We start from the raw sequence: 14,804 nt of genomic DNA on the forward strand, positions 1-14,804 counted from the left end.
TAATCACCACGTGGAGCGCACCAATCTCCTTACGTGAGGGGTGCGAGGAAGCCACATGAACGGTACTTCGTCTTCGGTTCACCCCCCTGCTCGCGTGCTCGCAGTCGTCGGTGAGACAGCACGCGACCGAATCGAAGACGCGCTCTCGTCGCTGTCGGTCGAGCTGCTGCCGTCTGTCGAGGCGGTACGAACACGACTCGACACTGCGTCGGCCGACTGCGTCGTCGTCCAGACCGACCGGCAAGCGGACATCTCGTCACTGCGTGCGGAGACGACGCTCCCACTCGTCGTGATTTTCCACCCCGATGGCGACCTGTCTTCGACCGACGCACTGGATGCAGGTGCGACGGACGCCGTCCCACTCGTCGAGTCGAATCTCTTCGAACGACTGCCAGACCGTATCGAAAACGCCGTCGCGTGGGGGTCCCGCGGCACCGAAGCGGCCAACCAGATTACAGAAGACCTCAAAGAGCAGGCGATGGACGAAGCGCCCATCGGCATCACGATTGCCGACTACACGCTTCCGGACCGACCACTCGTCTACGTCAACGAGGCGTTCGAATCGATGACGGGCTATTCGGCAGCGACGGCGCTTGGGCGCAACTGTCGCTACCTGCAGGGGCCGAAGACGGACCCAGAGCGGGTCGCCGAACTTCGGGCAGCTATCGACGCCGAGGAGTCGGCGTCGGTCGAACTGTTGAACTACCGGGAGAACGGTGAGACGTTCTGGAACCGGGTCAACCTCGCGCCGCTCAGTGGACCGAACGGGGAGGTGACCCACTACGTCGGGTTCCAGATGGACATCACAGACCGCGTTCGTGCCCAAGAAGCGGTCACACGGTATGCCCAGCGAGTCGACGACGAACGCGCTCGACTCCAGACGCTCGTCGAGCACATCGAAGGACTCCTCGAAGACGTGACGAGCGCCCTCGTCAGGGCAGAGACACGGGCGGAACTCGAAGCGGCCGTCTGTGCGCGTGTCGCCGCGACCGACCCGTTCGAGAGCGCGTGGATCGGTGACTGCGACCTGTCGCCTGCGGTCATCGTCCCGAACGAGTGGGCTGGCGACCACGCCGGGTTCATCGAAGCACTCGAAGTCGCCCGCGACGACGCCGACGACCCGACGGCGCGCGCAGTGACGACGCGAACCGTGCAGTCGACCACCGCCAAAGAACGGGGGTCTGCAGCGGGTACCGACACACCGGGTAACGCGACCATCGCCGTTCCGTTGATTCACCGTGACACGCTCTACGGCGTGTTGACCGTCTACGGGAGTGCGACTGAACTCGACGACGAGGTGGCCGTCGTCTTCGGCATGCTCGGGCGAGCAGTCGGCGCTGCCATCGATGCGTTCGAGAGTCGCCGGTCGCTGTTGTCTAACGACGTTCTCGAACTCGAATTCGACGTTTCAGACCCGTCGCAACCGCTCGTCGGTCTCGCTGCGGCCGGTAACTGCCAACTGCTGTACGAGGGGGCTGTCCCCCACGACGACGGCACGCTCAGTCTCTTCGTCTCGGCGACGCCGCCGCAACTCCCCGTCGACGACATCGAGGTGGACGGTGTGCGGTCTCTCTCTCGTCTCCCTCGCGGCGACGACGTTGGGCTCTACGAACTCGTTCTCGAAGACGGGTCGCTGGCCCACCTTCTGGCGGACGCCGGCGGTCGGTTGACGGACCTCGAGGCGAGCCGAACCGGCTGTCGGTTCACGGCGATTGTTCCGGACCGAGCGGCCGGTCGAACGCTCCTCGACGACCTTCGGCGCGTCACCAGCGGTGTCGAACTGCGGGCCGTCCGTGACCGGTCGTCGCCGCCGCGTACCCGGCGGGAGTTCATCGCCAGCGTCGGCGAGAACCTGACCGACAGACAACATACGGCGCTTCAACTCGCGTATCTCGGTGGCTTTTTCGACTGGCCGCACGGCGTCACGGGCGACGAACTCGCAGACGCGATGGGTGTGTCTCGGGCGACGTTCCACCAGCATCTCCGCGCTGCAGAGCGAAAACTCGTCTCGCAGTTCTTCGACCGCGACTCAGTGTAGCGTGTCGTGTCGCCGCTCGAATCGAAAACCGACCCGAAAACCGACCCGACCTGAATCGAATCTGCCGTCCGTCTGCGACACTGACGAATCAAGGCTGTGCTGACGGGCCAGACAGTAAAAGATTAACACCCCTGAACAACAATCCTCGCCAAAGATGGCCGAAGACGTCAAGCCAACCCGCAAGAACTTGATGGCGATCGATGATCGCATCGAACTCTCGGAGCGGGGCCACGACACGCTCGAACAGAAGCGAGACGGCCTCATCATGGAGTTCATGGACATCCTCGACCAGGCACAGGACGTGCGGGCGAACCTCAACGCCGACTACGAACGCGCCCAGCGCACCATCAACATGGCCCGCGCCATGGAGGGCGACGTCGCAGTTCGCGGCGCTGCCGCCGCGCTCAAGGAGTACCCGGAGATTACGACGCAGTCGAAGAACATCATGGGCGTCGTCGTTCCGCAGATCGAATCCTCGCGCGTGAGAAAGCGCCTCGACCAGCGTGGCTACGGGCTTCTCGGGTCGTCCGCCCGTATCGACGAAGCCGCCGACGCCTACGAGGAGCTCCTCGAATCCATTATCCTCGCCGCGGAAGTCGAGACGGCGATGAAGAAGATGCTCGAAGAGATCGAGACGACGAAGCGCCGTGTCAACGCACTCGAATTCAAGCTGCTGCCCGAACTCTACGAGAACAAAGAGTACATCGAGCAGAAACTCGAAGAACAAGAGCGCGAAGAAATCTTCCGCCTGAAGAAGATCAAAGCGAAGAAGGAAGAAGAAGAGAAAGCAGAGCGGAAGGCCGCGAAGGCCGCCGAAGAAGCCGCCGCCGCGAACTAATCGCGTTTCTCCGACAGACGTTCGTGGTCGCCCTACCGACCGATTTTCACCACTCGACCGCGTAGCAGTGCGTATGCCGTGTCCAGACTGTGGGGGAGACCAGGCCGTCTTTCCGATCCCCGAAGCCCTCGAAGAGTTTGCTCCCGAAGGGTCGCTGACGATTGGGTTGTGTGCGGACTGTCTGCGCGTCCATCCGAGCAACGAACGATTGACGAAAGGTGAGACGCGACCGCTCGCAGACGTCATCCCCGACGGCGACGGTGGTGCCGCCGTCGCACTGATGGTCGGATTCCTCGACTCGCTGGCGCTCAATCGCGAAGCAATCGTCGAGAGTGCCGAGTACGCAGAACGAGCAGGTGTTGACGTGCACCTCGTCCTCGACAGACTCGAACAGTCCGTTCCCGACTCGCACTTCGACGTTTCACGCCGGCACTCGCAGTTAGAGACGTTTCTGTAAGTTCGGTGTCGGCCCAGCGAGTGTCGCTTGGACGCCCTTCGAACCCCTTTTACTCTATTTCGCACAACAGCGAACGAGATGAGCCGATTCGACCGGGGAACCTTCGGGGTGTGGCAGTGAAGGAGTCACAGCGTTCGACTGGAGGCTTCGTGACTCGGGTCGCCGGTCGCGTTCAGGCTGCCGCAGACGACGGGGACATCGTCATCGGTGCGGTCATCGTCAGTACGTTCTTCATCGGATTCGGCGGTGGCGTGATATTCCCGATTCTGCCGAACCTCGGTGCCGTGCTCGGTATTTCGCCCGTGCTCGTCGGAATCATCCTGAGTGCGAACCGATTCTCTCGACTCGTAGCGAACGCACCGGCAGGGAGTCTCGTCGACCGAATCGGGACGCGAACGCCGTTCGTCGTCGGGATGTTCGTCCAAGGTGTGGCGACGTTCAGCTACGTCGTCGCCATGGTCGCACCGCTTCCCGAGGCGTGGTTCTTGTTCGCGCGTTTGTTGTGGGGGGTCGGAAGCGCCCTCGTCTTCGCGACGGCGTACACCATCGCCGCCGACGTGAGTGATGGCCGCTCCCGTGGGGCGAACATGGGACTCATCAGAGGAGGCGTCCTCTTCGGATTTCCGACGGGCGTGGTCATCGGCGGTGTCCTGAGTGAACTCGCGGGAACGCTGACGGCGTTCGGCGTCGCCACCGTCTTCGCATTTATCGCCAGCGGCATCGCATACGGCTCTGTCCCTGAGACACACGTCGAAACGGAGCGGAACACGTCGGCCAAGCCGTGGGACGTCAACACCGACATTCCAGCGCTCACCGTCGGATTGGTGAACTTCGCCGTCCTCTTCGTCTACATCGGTGCGCTGTTCGCGACGCTGGTGCTGTTTCTCGGGCAGAACGACCTCAGCGTCTTCGGATTCGACTCGCAGGGCTCGTCAGGAATCTTCATGGGTCTCACTGTCGTCGCGGCGGGCGTCTCGATGTACGTCGGTGGGTCCGTGAGTGACCGGCGACAGTCCCGAATCCCGACGTTGCTCTTCTTCTTGGGAGCCACGTCGCTTGGATTCATCCTGTTGACGTTCGCGGACTCGAATCTGTCGTTGGCCCTCGCCTGTCTGTTCGTCGGCATCGGGCAGGGTGGGACGAGTGGGCCGCTGATGGCACTGTTGGGTGACCTCGTCCCCGACGACGAAATGGGCCGTGCCGTCGGGACGAGCAACGTGTTCGGAGACATCGGGGGCGGATTCGGTCCCATCGTCACCCTTCCGTTGATAGACGCCGTCGGCTTCGAACCGATTTATCTCTCCTGTGCGGCCTTACCGCTCGTCGCGGCAGTGGCCCTTCTTGTCGGTGTCCGTCGAGAGACTGGTCGCTTCGTCCCGCGCGTCCGACCGTGACGAGGTGGGGTATCGGTCGCTCGCAGGGGTCGAAAAAAGACGCCGAGGAGGAGTCGCTTAGATGCCGGTGGAGTACCGAAGGATGCCGGCGATGCCACCGAACGCGTCGTAGAGCTGTTCGCCTTTCTCGAAGTCGGTGCTGATGAACTTCGTCTCGGTGCCGCGCTGGTCTGCGAGGTCCATCAGATACTCGATGACGTCCTCGCGTTCTTTGAGTTCGGCTTCGCCCCCGTTTTCGCAGTCGTGCGACGGGGTGTTGTGGCGGTGGTCGACGAGTTCGAACTCCTCTTGGCCGCCGCAGTCGAAGATGGCGACGTCTTTGCGGAGGTCCTCGGAGATGAGCAGACGGTCGACAGAGCCCATGACGAGGTTCTTCCGAGTCGCTTCGAAGCCGTAGGTGGACTCGTTGCCGCGGTGGAGTTTCTCGAAGAACTCTTCCATCTGCTTTTTGTCCTTCATTACCTCCTGGTCGGCCAGCACGTCCTGTGCGGCGTCGACGAGGTCGTAGAGGCCGGATTCGTCGGTGTAGGCGACGTCGAACTTTCCGACGACAATGTCCTGCAGTTCGTGGTGGAGGTAATCGCCGTCGAGGAACTCGTCTTTCGTCGGCGAGGGACCGCCGACGAGGACGCCGTCCATCTCGTGGCGCTTCGGGACGAACAGGTCGTTCGCCATGCCAGCGACTTCCTGATAGAAGTTGTCGATGGCTTCGAGGCGCAGTCGGGCGAAACGCTGGGCGGACTGCCCACCTTTGCGCTGCTTTCCGGGGACGAGCGACGAGGCGCTCTTGACCGGTTCGACGCGCTTGCCTTTCAGCCAGCCGACGTTGGCTTCGCGTCGGTCGAGGACGACGAGGCCGAAGAGGCCCTTGTCCATGAGCATGTCCTCGAGCGGGCTGGTGAGGAAGTTCGAGTCACAGTGGTAGCGGAACGACTGAATCGGGTCCGGTGGGCTCTCTAAGACCTTCGTGACCATCGTCGTCTGGCCACCGCCGGAGTTGACCGCGCCGGAGAACATGACGATACCGCGGTCCGGCGGGAACGTGTCGTAGTAGCGCAGACGGTCTTTGATGCTCGTCAGCGCGTCCTGCACGTTCGTCCGCGTCTGCTTGGACTTGATGTTAGACGCTTCGCTGTGCTCTGTGATGACGTGCTCGACGACGTCAGATATCTGCTTGTCTTCGGGGATGTAGATGGTGACGAGCTGAGTTCCTGAGCCTTCGTACTCTTTGAGGTCCTCGATGACCTTCTTGAATTCGTACTTTCGGCGGTCTTCGCTCGCCTCCTCGGCGTCGCTACTCATCACTACTCCTAGTCTATCCAGCGGCTAAGTAACCTTTGACTGGGAACGCTACCCGATAGCTACTCACACACGCTCGGTCGCGACGTGCAGTTCTGGGACGAACGAGAGGGATACGTCGGAGAACATTTATGTGGCTGTCATGGGTCGCATTCGACAGTTGGAATTTATGTCTCGGGTGTATGCAATTGCCAGTGCAAAAGGCGGGGTTGGAAAGACGACGACGACAGCCAACCTCGGGACGGTCCTCACGATGGCCGGTCACGACGTCGTCGTCGTCGACGGTGACCTCGGAATGCCGAATCTCGCCGGGGCGCTCGGTGTCGACCCCGATGGGGAGACGCTTCACGACGTGCTCACCGGTGAGGCGACGGTCGAAACAGCCACCTACGACGGGCCGGGTGGTCTCTCTGTCGTCCCCGGCTCGACGGCGTTGGAGGCGTTCGCGAGTGCGAACGCGAAGGAACTCCATCCGGTCATCGAGTCGCTCAAAGCGACCCACGACATCGTCCTCGTCGATACGGGCGCCGGCCTCAGCGACGATACGTTCGTCCCGCTAAAACTCGCAGACGAGGTCCTCCTTGTCTCGACGACGGAGCGAGAAGCACTCGGGGACACCGAGAAGACGCGCCAGCTCGCCGAACGAATCGGCGCGGACGTGGTCGGCGTCGTCCTCACTCGTGTGAATCAGTCGAATCCGAACGCGGACGAGGTCGCGTCGCTCCTCGACGCGGGCGTCATCGCCGTCGTTCCCGAAGATTCCGCGATTCGCGAGGCACTCAACACCCAGATTCCAGTCGTCGCTCGCTCACCCCAGAGCATCGCCGCCGCAGGCTACCGAGCCCTCGCAGAGGCACTCACTGGCGACCCGGTTCCAGTGCCAGACACCGACGAAGCGAGTGACGCAGACGAAGCAAGTGACGCAGACGAAGCGACCGACCAGTCACCTCATGCGTCGCCACCTGCAGACAGCGATGAGGAGGGCGATACTGCTGACGCCGACATCGACGCCGACGCTGATGCCGACACCGACGCTGACACCGACGATGAGGACGACGTAACCGTCGTTCAGACCGACGCAGAACCCGACTCACCCGAGATAACGGACGCGGAATCCACCGACTCGACAGACACCGAACCGACCGCGGACCAGCCTACCGACACCGACGACGGGGGTTCCGAGGACGCTTCGGCGACGTCTTCGCCTGACACTGACCCTGCGCCGTCGGACGTCTCGTCCGAATCGGAGTCCGACTCCGCTCCCGAACAGGAAACTGAACCAGCGTCCGACCAAGACGCCGAATCAGTTCCCGACTCTGACGCCGACTCCGACGCTGTGTCGGAGCACCCGGCCGATTCCGACCCGACACCCGACGACGCTGTCGCTAGTCCAGCAGACGAGTCGGACGACAGCGAAGCCGAAGATTCGTCTGCGCAGTCTGCCGATTCGGACACCGACACTGCTCCGGATTCGTCGGTCGAATCGACGCTCGAAGCAGAGGCCGAAGCAACGCTCGACGCAGCAGAAGAATCGTTAGACGACGCAATCCCGTTCGGCAGTGGCAGCGACGACGCCACGGTGACAGAAGCGGATGCCACTGCGTCAGAAGCCGACGCCGCATCGGAGGAAGACGAACCCGAAGACCCGGTCACTGCCAACCTCGACGACGCGGACTCGATGGGTCCTGACCCGTTGGCTGGCGACGCTGTCGTGGACGCTCCTGACGAACCGGAGACGACACCTGACACCGACGCCAGCGACGAAGACGACTCCGCTTCCGAGGATGCATCGCCAGTCGTCGAAGCAGCACCGGGTGCGTCGGACGAACCACTCGTTGCCGAGGCAGAACCTGACGCCACGACTGACGCGTCGGAACAGGCAGCAGACGACCATGACGACGACGAAGAGGGTGTCTACACCACGTCGCTCGTCGAGGAAGTCGAGTCACTCGACGACGACGACGAAGACGAGAAGAAAGGCTTCCTCAGCCGCTTCCTCGGCTAAACGAGAAGTTCTTTACGCCGGGTCCGCTGAAAACCGATAATGGTAGAATCTGAGTCCGTCCCCTTCTGGTGGGTACTGTTGTTCATCCTCCTCGCACTCGGCGGCGGCGCTGCTGCCGTCCTCGCGCTCGGTGGGTCGCTCGTCTCCACGATGGCAACGCTCCCACTTCTCTTCTGAAAAACTCGGTTCAGCCCGTGTTCACATCGATTCGGGTGCTTCCACACCGACGATAGCGAGCGCGTTTGCGACGGTGTTCCGCGCCGCTTTGACGAGTGCGAGACGCGCGGCACCGACGTCTTCGTCCGCGTCGAGCACGGGGCACTCGCGATAGAACGTGTTGAACACTTCTGCGATTTCGCGGGCGTACGTGGCGATTGCGTGTGGTTCGAGGTCGTCTGCCGCCGCCTCGATGACGGCGGGGAACCGCGCAATCGTGCGAATCAGGTCGCGTTCTGCGTCGGTGGTGAGCACCGACGGATCGACGGCGCTGGCATCGAGGCCGGCGTTGGCCGCCTCGTTGATGATACCACAGCAGCGAGCGTGGACGTACTGGATGTACGGTGCAGACTGCGCCTCGAAGTTGAGCGCCTGGTCCCACTCGAAGGTGATGGTCTTCGTCGGTTGCTTCGAGACGATGTCGTAGCGAACTGCGCCGATACCGACCTGTCGGGCGATGCGGGCGATGTCGTCTTCGTCTAGGTCGTCGTCGCGGACCCGGCTTTCGAGACGCGTCTCGACCTCGTCACGGGCGCGCGAGATGGCCTCGTCCAGCAGGTCGTCGAGCATGACGCCGGTCCCCTTCCGGGTGGACATGGTCTCGCCGCCGGGGAGGTTGACCCACGAGTAGATGACGTTCTCGAGTTTGTCCACGTCGTTGCCGAGGATGTCGAGGGCGGCGCGGAGTTGGCCGGCCTGCAGTTTGTGGTCCTCACCGAGGACGGTCACGGCGCGGTCGTAGGTGTCGAACTTCCACTCGTGGTGGGCGAGGTCACGCGTCGTGTACAGCGAGGTGTCGTCCGAGCGGAGGAAGACGAGGTTCTTCTCGAAGCCGTAGTCGTCGAGTTCGAGTTGCCACGCGTCTTCTTCGTAGACTGCGTACTCCGTCTCTTTGAGGCGGTCTGCGAGGTCACGGGTGCTCCCGTCGAACATGAACCGCGTCTCTTTGACGAACTCGTCGAACTCGGCGGGGAGGCGTTCGAGACACTCGCGCATGCCGCCGAGCACCTGGTCGACGACCTCTTCGACGCGGGCGTAGGTCGCTTCGTCGCCTTCTTCGATGCCCTGGAGAATCTCGGTGATTTTCTCTTCTGCGGCCTCGACTTTGTCGGGGTCGGCGTTTTCGAGGTAGGCGTTGCCCTTCTGGTAGTAGCGGACGAGGTCGTATTCGATACGGTCGCGTGCGGGTTCACTGTCGAGGTCCGATTCGTCGAACGTCTCGTAGGCCCACGTGAAGACGGCCATCTGGCGACCGGCGTCGTTCACGTAGTAGTGGCGGTCGACGTCGTTGCCGGCGAAATCCAGCAGGTTGGCCACGGCGTCACCGATGACGGGGTTGCGGGTGCGGCCGACGTGGACCGGTCCCGTCGGGTTCGCACTCGTGTGCTCGACGACGACGCTGTCGCCGGTCGATGGAAGTCGGCCGTAGTCGGTGTCGTCCGCAGCAGCACCGAGCGTGTCGTCGTAGTAGGCGTCGGTCACGTGGAAGTTCACGTACGGTCCCTGGGTGTCGACTGCGTCGAGGTAGTCGTAGCCTTCGACGGAGAGTTCGTCGGCGATGTCGGCAGCGACCTGTGGCGGTGCGGCACCGACGACGCCGGCCAGTCGGAAGGCGACGCTGGAGGCGAGTGTCGCAGGCACGTCTTCCGGTGGTTCCTCGACCCCGAGGTCGTCGGTCGGGAGGTCGAGCGACGAGAGCGCCGCAGAGAGCGCCGTCTCAACCTCCTCGCGGAACTGTCTGAACATGTACGCGGATTCTCGATAGGCGGCTAAAGGCCTTTCCGAACCGTCCGGACAGATGCGACGCCGGTCGTGTCGGTTGGTCGTCCAATCTCGTGACGCGCTGGACGGGTGACGGAAGTACGGCCACTCTTCCGGAGTACCCAACCAGTTAGGTATCACACGTATATCAGTCGCAATCGACAGTCTGTTCGAGGCAGGTCAGCCTGCCACCCCACAACCATGACCCAATGCAACCACTGCGAATCGTTCGTCTCGAGGAACTTTGTCCGCGTGTTCGGTGACGAGCAGGGGAACGTCTACGCCTGTCCGAGTTGCTCTGCGAACGCAGGCATCTCACAGGTGAGCGCCGAACGGAGAGCGGCTGAATCCTGAGCACTCCGGGTTACCCTGCCCCACAACTCCCAAAGCAACCCCTCGAACCCGTGCCCCTCTGCCCCTGCCTGACGGCCCACCCGCCTGACTCCGGCCCCACTCCCCACTCACGGATTTTTCGATTCCCAGTCTATCGAGACGCCCGACCCAACAGCTCTCGGTGAGACCCTCCACTCCGACGGGTTCTCGTCTCGTTGTACTGACCGACGGACTTACGAACAGTCACCTGATAGGGTCCACATACGGTGTGGTTCGACCGCCCACGCGACCATCTCAATTTTGGAACGCTTCTCATTTACGATACGCTTATCAGTCGGGACTCCGAGATTCTAGGTATGTCAGAATCGGTAGTCGCCGCCGCAGTCGGGTACGACGAGTTGGCCACGCTGAAACTCGTCGCCCTCGACGGTGGCCGCTCCGGCCCAGTCAAAGTCTCCTGTTCGGGCCTCGCAGACAGACTGGGCGTCTCCAACCAGACGGCATCTCGCCGTCTCCAGCGCCTCGAAGAGGCCGACTACGTCGAACGCGAAGTCGTCTCCGACGGCCAGTGGATAACGCTCTCCGATACCGGCGAGTCCGCCCTGCGACGCGAGTACGCCGACTATCGCCGCATCTTCGAGACACCCAACGTGGTCGTTCTCGAGGGGACGGTGACCGGCGGAATGGGCGAAGGCCGCCACTACATCTCGCTTTCGGGCTACATGGAACAGTTCACCGAGCGTCTCGGCTACGAACCGTTCCCCGGGACGTTGAACGTTCGGCTCGACGAAGATTCGATTCGTTCCCGCGCGGGTATGTCTACGCTCGATGCAGTTCCAATCGATGGCTGGGAAGACGACGAACGAACGTTCGGGCCGGCGACGTGCTACGCCGCCATCATCGAAGTGGGCGACGAGACGTACGACCCAGTCCACATCATCGTCCCCGAGCGAACCCATCACGACGAGTCGCAGCTCGAGATTATCGCGCCGGAGAAACTCCGGGACGTGTTGGACCTCGATGACGGTGACGAACTCACCGTTCGCGTCGAGGAGGCTGATTTCGAATGAGCCGGTCCGCCGAAAGCGACTACGACACCGTCGAACGCGTCATCGACGCCTTCCGCGCCGGTGACCCGGTCCTCATCCACGACTTCGACGACCGAGAGGGTGAAGTCGACCTCGTCTATCCCGCCCGTTCGGTCGCACCGCTCGACGTCGCTCGCATGCGCAACGATGCTGGCGGCCTCGTCTGTGTCGCCCTCCCGGACGACGTTGCCGAGACGCTCTCGTTACCCTTCATGGACGAGGTGCTCGACCACCCGGCAGCGAATTCGCACGACCTGGCGTACGACTCTCGGTCGTCGTTTTCGTTCACCGTGAACCACCGCGAGTCGTTCACCGGCATCACCGACCGCGACCGAGCGATGACCATCTCGCGACTCGCGCCAGTCGCAGAGTTGGCTCGCGCGGGCGACTACGACGCCGACGACTTCGGTGGCGAGTTCCGCGCCCCCGGTCACGTCCACCTGCTCCGCGGCGCACCCAACCTCCTCGACGACCGGCAAGGACACACCGAACTCGGCCTCGCCCTCGCCGACGAGGCCGGAACTGCTCCTGCAGTCGTCGTCTGTGAGATGCTCGACGACGAAACCGGCGCGGCCCTGCCGAAGTCTGCCGCCCGAGACTACGCCGCTCGAAACGACTTCGCGTTCGTCGACGGCGACCGACTCCTCGAAGTCCTTCGCTGACTGCGTCCGTCGCGACCTGATTTTTCAGCCCAGCTCGTCGCGCCACGACCATTCGGGGTGCCACCCGAGGAGTCGCTGCGCTTTCTCCGTCGAGACGAGCGACTGGTGACCTGTGAGTTCTGTCTGGAGGGCTGCGTCGGGATACACCTCGCGTGCAATCGTCGCCGATTCGACCGTCGTGCTGGTGTCGTTCGCGGCGGCCCAGAACACGTCGTGTCCCTCGAAGTCGGCCTCGATAGCCCGGCGAACGAGCCGCGCGGCATCTTCGCGGCCGAGATAGGCAAACAGCGTGTTTCGAACCGTATGGAACACGCCCGACTCACGGAGTCCAGCGAGTGTCCGGTCAGCCTCGGCGAAGGTCGTCTGTGCGTTGTCTTTGCTCGGCATCCACGGGAACCGAAGACTGGCGATGGTCGTCGGTGCGTCGTCCCGCCGAGCGAACCCGGTCGCCGTCTCCTCGGCGACGTACTTCCCGAGACCGTACGGATTCGACGGCGTCGCCCGGTGTGACTCGTCTATCGGAAGATAGTCGATTCGGGCGGGGTCCGGTTCGAACGCGCCGCCGTTCGCGCTCATACTCGACGCGAGAGCGACGCTGTCGATGCCGAGTGCCGCCGCAGCTTCGAGCACGACGTACGTCGATTGGACGTTGCTCTCGAAGACGCGATGGCCGGGGTCGTGGGTCGGCGTCGAGATGGTTCCGAGGTGGACGATGGCGTCGGCGTCGACGGCCGAGAGCGCTGCGACGAGGTCACCGGGGTCGGTCGCACTCACTCGGTAGTCGTGGTCGGCCTCGTCGGACCCGCCAGTGCGACTGAGATTCGTCACGGTGTAGCCGTGGTCACGCAGGTGACGAACGACGGTCGGCCCGATGTTTCCGGTGCCGCCGGTGACGGCGATGGATTCGAGTGACATACTCCAGCGATTCGCCCGGAAAAACATAGTCCCCAAGGACGTGGGGGTCGGTTCGTCATGATTTTAGAGGGGGCCTGCGAAGGCCCCTACATGGGATTTGACGACATGGACGTGTCCACGATTTGGATGAACGGCGAATACGTGGACTGGGACGACGCACAGATTCACGTCCTCTCTCACGGGCTTCACTACGGAACGGGGGTTTTCGAAGGGGCCCGTGCCTACGACACCGACCGTGGTCCGGCTATCTTCCGCTGGGAAGAGCACCTCGAACGCCTCTACAACTCCGGAAAGCCGTACAACATGGAGATTCCGTACACGCCCGAAGAACTCACCGAGGCGACGATCGAGGTCATCAAGCGCAACGACCTCGGTGGCTGTTACATCCGCCCCATCGCCTACTATGGCTACGACTCGCTCGGCGTCAGCCCCAGGGACAACCCGACGGACATCGCCATCGCGGCGTGGCCGTGGGGTACCTATCTCGGCGAAGACGCGCTCGAAAACGGCGTCGACGTGATGGTCTCGTCGTGGCGCAAGCACGCGTCGAGTCAGATTCCGACGAACGCGAAGACGACCGGTCTGTACGTGAACTCCCTCCTCGCTGGCGAAGAGGCTCGCCGCAACGGGTACGTCGAAGCAATCGTTCTGAACAAGGAAGGCAACGTCGCTGAAGGCCCCGGCGAGAACATCTTCATGGTCCGCGACGGGAAAATCTACACCCCCGGTCTCTCGCAGAGCATCCTCGACGGCATCACCCGCGACACCGTCATCACCCTCGCTCGCGAGCGTGGCTACGAAGTCGACGACAGCGCCATTATCAGTCGCGGCGAACTCCACACTGCCGACGAACTGTTCTTCACCGGCAGCGCTGCCGAAGTGACGCCCATCCGCAAGGTGGACAACGTCGTCATCGGCGAGGGCAGTCGCGGCCCAGTCACTGAAGAACTCCAGACTGCGTTCTTCGACCTCGTCGAACGGCGCACCGACGACCACGAAGAGTGGTTCACCTACGTCGACGAGCAGTAACCAGCGACAAAACGCAGCTTTTTCGCGGACGCGACGACGCCGAGTGGTTACTCGTTTGCGACCGTGCTGTCTTTCGATTCCCCGGAGACGGTGACGTCTGTGGGGGTATCGTCATTGATCTCTTCGGTCACGTCGATGGTGTACTGGTTGGCGTGGTCCTGTTCTGCGAACCCGGCCGAGAGGACGCGCGTGAGGGCTTCTTCGACGCGCTCGCCAGTCTCTTCGATATCTTCGGGCTCGACTTCCATCACGAAGCCGGTGGTGATGTTCGGCGCAGTCGGCATGAAGATAATCTCCCTGCCATCTCTGGTCTTCTTGCCCGTCTTGAACCCGGTCATCCGGATCCCCGGCCACGTTTCGAGGCGGACGGGTTTCTGGAGATCTTCGGTTCCAGTGAGTGCGGTTTCGACCGCCAGTTTAGAAGCGTTGTAGACGATTCGGACGAGCGGGACCTTGTTCATCATCGTGTCCAGACCGGACTCGAGCAGGCGGCCAGAGGTCGTCCGCATGAGGTAGCCAACCGAGAGGACGAGCATCAAGAAGACCACGATGGCGACGAAGAACCCGTACGGTTGCGGAAGGTCTTGGATGATTGGTAGTGCGACGATGCTGTTGTAGAGGATAGACAGCACGTACAGGATAACGAGCAAGGGGATGAGGACCACCAGACCACTTGCGAAGTCACGTCTCCACGAGGACATTGGTATGCGAAGTGTGAACCTGCGGGCTTAAGGGGATTTCTAGTACGGTCTGTCCTGCCGATACTCAG

Annotated in this window: 13 protein-coding genes; 9 read left to right on the top strand and 4 right to left on the bottom strand. The window is 62.6% G+C overall.

What is annotated here, in order from left to right:
* Window positions 1-55 precede the first annotated feature (55 nt).
* The 4 genes from ACK3SC_RS02070 to ACK3SC_RS02085 all read left to right on the top strand — a co-directional run bounded on the left by ACK3SC_RS02070 (window position 56) and on the right by ACK3SC_RS02085 (window position 4,727).
* Window positions 56-2,038: a bacterio-opsin activator domain-containing protein gene (locus tag ACK3SC_RS02070; protein WP_416838466.1), complete on the top strand. Its 1,983-nt coding sequence runs from the start codon at window positions 56-58 to the stop codon at window positions 2,036-2,038.
* A gap of 154 nt (window positions 2,039-2,192) precedes the next feature.
* The gene (locus tag ACK3SC_RS02075) at window positions 2,193-2,876 is read left to right on the top strand and encodes a V-type ATP synthase subunit D (protein ID WP_416838467.1); all 684 of its coding nucleotides are present in this window, start codon (window positions 2,193-2,195) and stop codon (window positions 2,874-2,876) included.
* Window positions 2,877-2,949: 73 nt separating this feature from the next.
* Window positions 2,950-3,333 (top strand): DUF6276 family protein, encoded by a 384-nt coding sequence (locus tag ACK3SC_RS02080; protein WP_416838468.1) that lies wholly within the window; start codon window positions 2,950-2,952, stop codon window positions 3,331-3,333.
* Window positions 3,334-3,482: 149 nt separating this feature from the next.
* Window positions 3,483-4,727, top strand: a complete 1,245-nt coding sequence (locus tag ACK3SC_RS02085; protein ID WP_416838469.1) for an MFS transporter — start codon at window positions 3,483-3,485, stop codon at window positions 4,725-4,727.
* 57 nt (window positions 4,728-4,784) lie between these two features.
* Here ACK3SC_RS02085 and prf1 read toward each other — a convergent pair whose 3' ends face one another.
* Window positions 4,785-6,029 (bottom strand): peptide chain release factor aRF-1, encoded by a 1,245-nt coding sequence (prf1, locus tag ACK3SC_RS02090; RefSeq protein WP_416838470.1) that lies wholly within the window; start codon window positions 6,027-6,029, stop codon window positions 4,785-4,787.
* Window positions 6,030-6,195: 166 nt separating this feature from the next.
* Here prf1 and minD point away from each other — a divergent pair, with 166 nt between their 5' ends.
* Together minD and ACK3SC_RS02100 are read left to right on the top strand one after the other, a co-directional pair.
* On the top strand, window positions 6,196-8,031 hold the full coding sequence (minD, locus tag ACK3SC_RS02095) for a cell division ATPase MinD (RefSeq protein ID WP_416838471.1): 1,836 nt from the start codon (window positions 6,196-6,198) through the stop codon (window positions 8,029-8,031).
* 39 nt (window positions 8,032-8,070) lie between these two features.
* On the top strand, window positions 8,071-8,208 hold the full coding sequence (locus ACK3SC_RS02100) for a hypothetical protein (protein WP_416838472.1): 138 nt from the start codon (window positions 8,071-8,073) through the stop codon (window positions 8,206-8,208).
* A gap of 21 nt (window positions 8,209-8,229) precedes the next feature.
* Here ACK3SC_RS02100 and argS read toward each other — a convergent pair whose 3' ends face one another.
* Window positions 8,230-9,993, bottom strand: a complete 1,764-nt coding sequence (gene argS, locus ACK3SC_RS02105) for an arginine--tRNA ligase (RefSeq protein ID WP_416838473.1) — start codon at window positions 9,991-9,993, stop codon at window positions 8,230-8,232.
* Window positions 9,994-10,697: 704 nt separating this feature from the next.
* Between argS and ACK3SC_RS02110 the strand changes: the two genes are divergently transcribed.
* Together ACK3SC_RS02110 and ribB are read left to right on the top strand one after the other, a co-directional pair.
* Window positions 10,698-11,411 (top strand): DUF120 domain-containing protein, encoded by a 714-nt coding sequence (locus ACK3SC_RS02110; protein WP_416838474.1) that lies wholly within the window; start codon window positions 10,698-10,700, stop codon window positions 11,409-11,411.
* Complete coding sequence (ribB, locus tag ACK3SC_RS02115; protein WP_416838475.1) at window positions 11,408-12,091, top strand: 3,4-dihydroxy-2-butanone-4-phosphate synthase; 684 nt, start codon at window positions 11,408-11,410, stop codon at window positions 12,089-12,091. The genes ACK3SC_RS02110 and ribB overlap by 4 nt, the downstream gene beginning before the upstream one ends.
* A 24-nt stretch (window positions 12,092-12,115) precedes the next feature.
* On the opposite strand, the gene ACK3SC_RS02120 is transcribed toward ribB, so the two are convergent.
* A complete protein-coding gene (locus ACK3SC_RS02120) occupies window positions 12,116-13,006 on the bottom strand; it encodes an NAD-dependent epimerase/dehydratase family protein (RefSeq protein ID WP_416838476.1) in 891 nt (296 codons plus the stop codon).
* A 90-nt stretch (window positions 13,007-13,096) separates the two neighbouring features.
* On the opposite strand from ACK3SC_RS02120, the gene ACK3SC_RS02125 reads away from it, so the two are divergent.
* Window positions 13,097-14,035 carry a branched-chain amino acid transaminase gene (locus tag ACK3SC_RS02125; RefSeq protein ID WP_416838477.1) on the top strand — a complete coding sequence of 313 codons (939 nt, stop codon included), beginning with the start codon at window positions 13,097-13,099 and terminating at the stop codon, window positions 14,033-14,035.
* Between the two features lie 47 nt (window positions 14,036-14,082).
* On the opposite strand, the gene ACK3SC_RS02130 is transcribed toward ACK3SC_RS02125, so the two are convergent.
* Complete coding sequence (locus tag ACK3SC_RS02130) at window positions 14,083-14,736, bottom strand: DUF502 domain-containing protein (protein ID WP_416838478.1); 654 nt, start codon at window positions 14,734-14,736, stop codon at window positions 14,083-14,085.
* Between the last annotated feature and the right edge of the window lie 68 nt (window positions 14,737-14,804).

This window comes from Haloferax sp. DFSO52 (assembly GCF_048158745.1).
Lineage (GTDB): Archaea > Halobacteriota > Halobacteria > Halobacteriales > Haloferacaceae > Haloferax.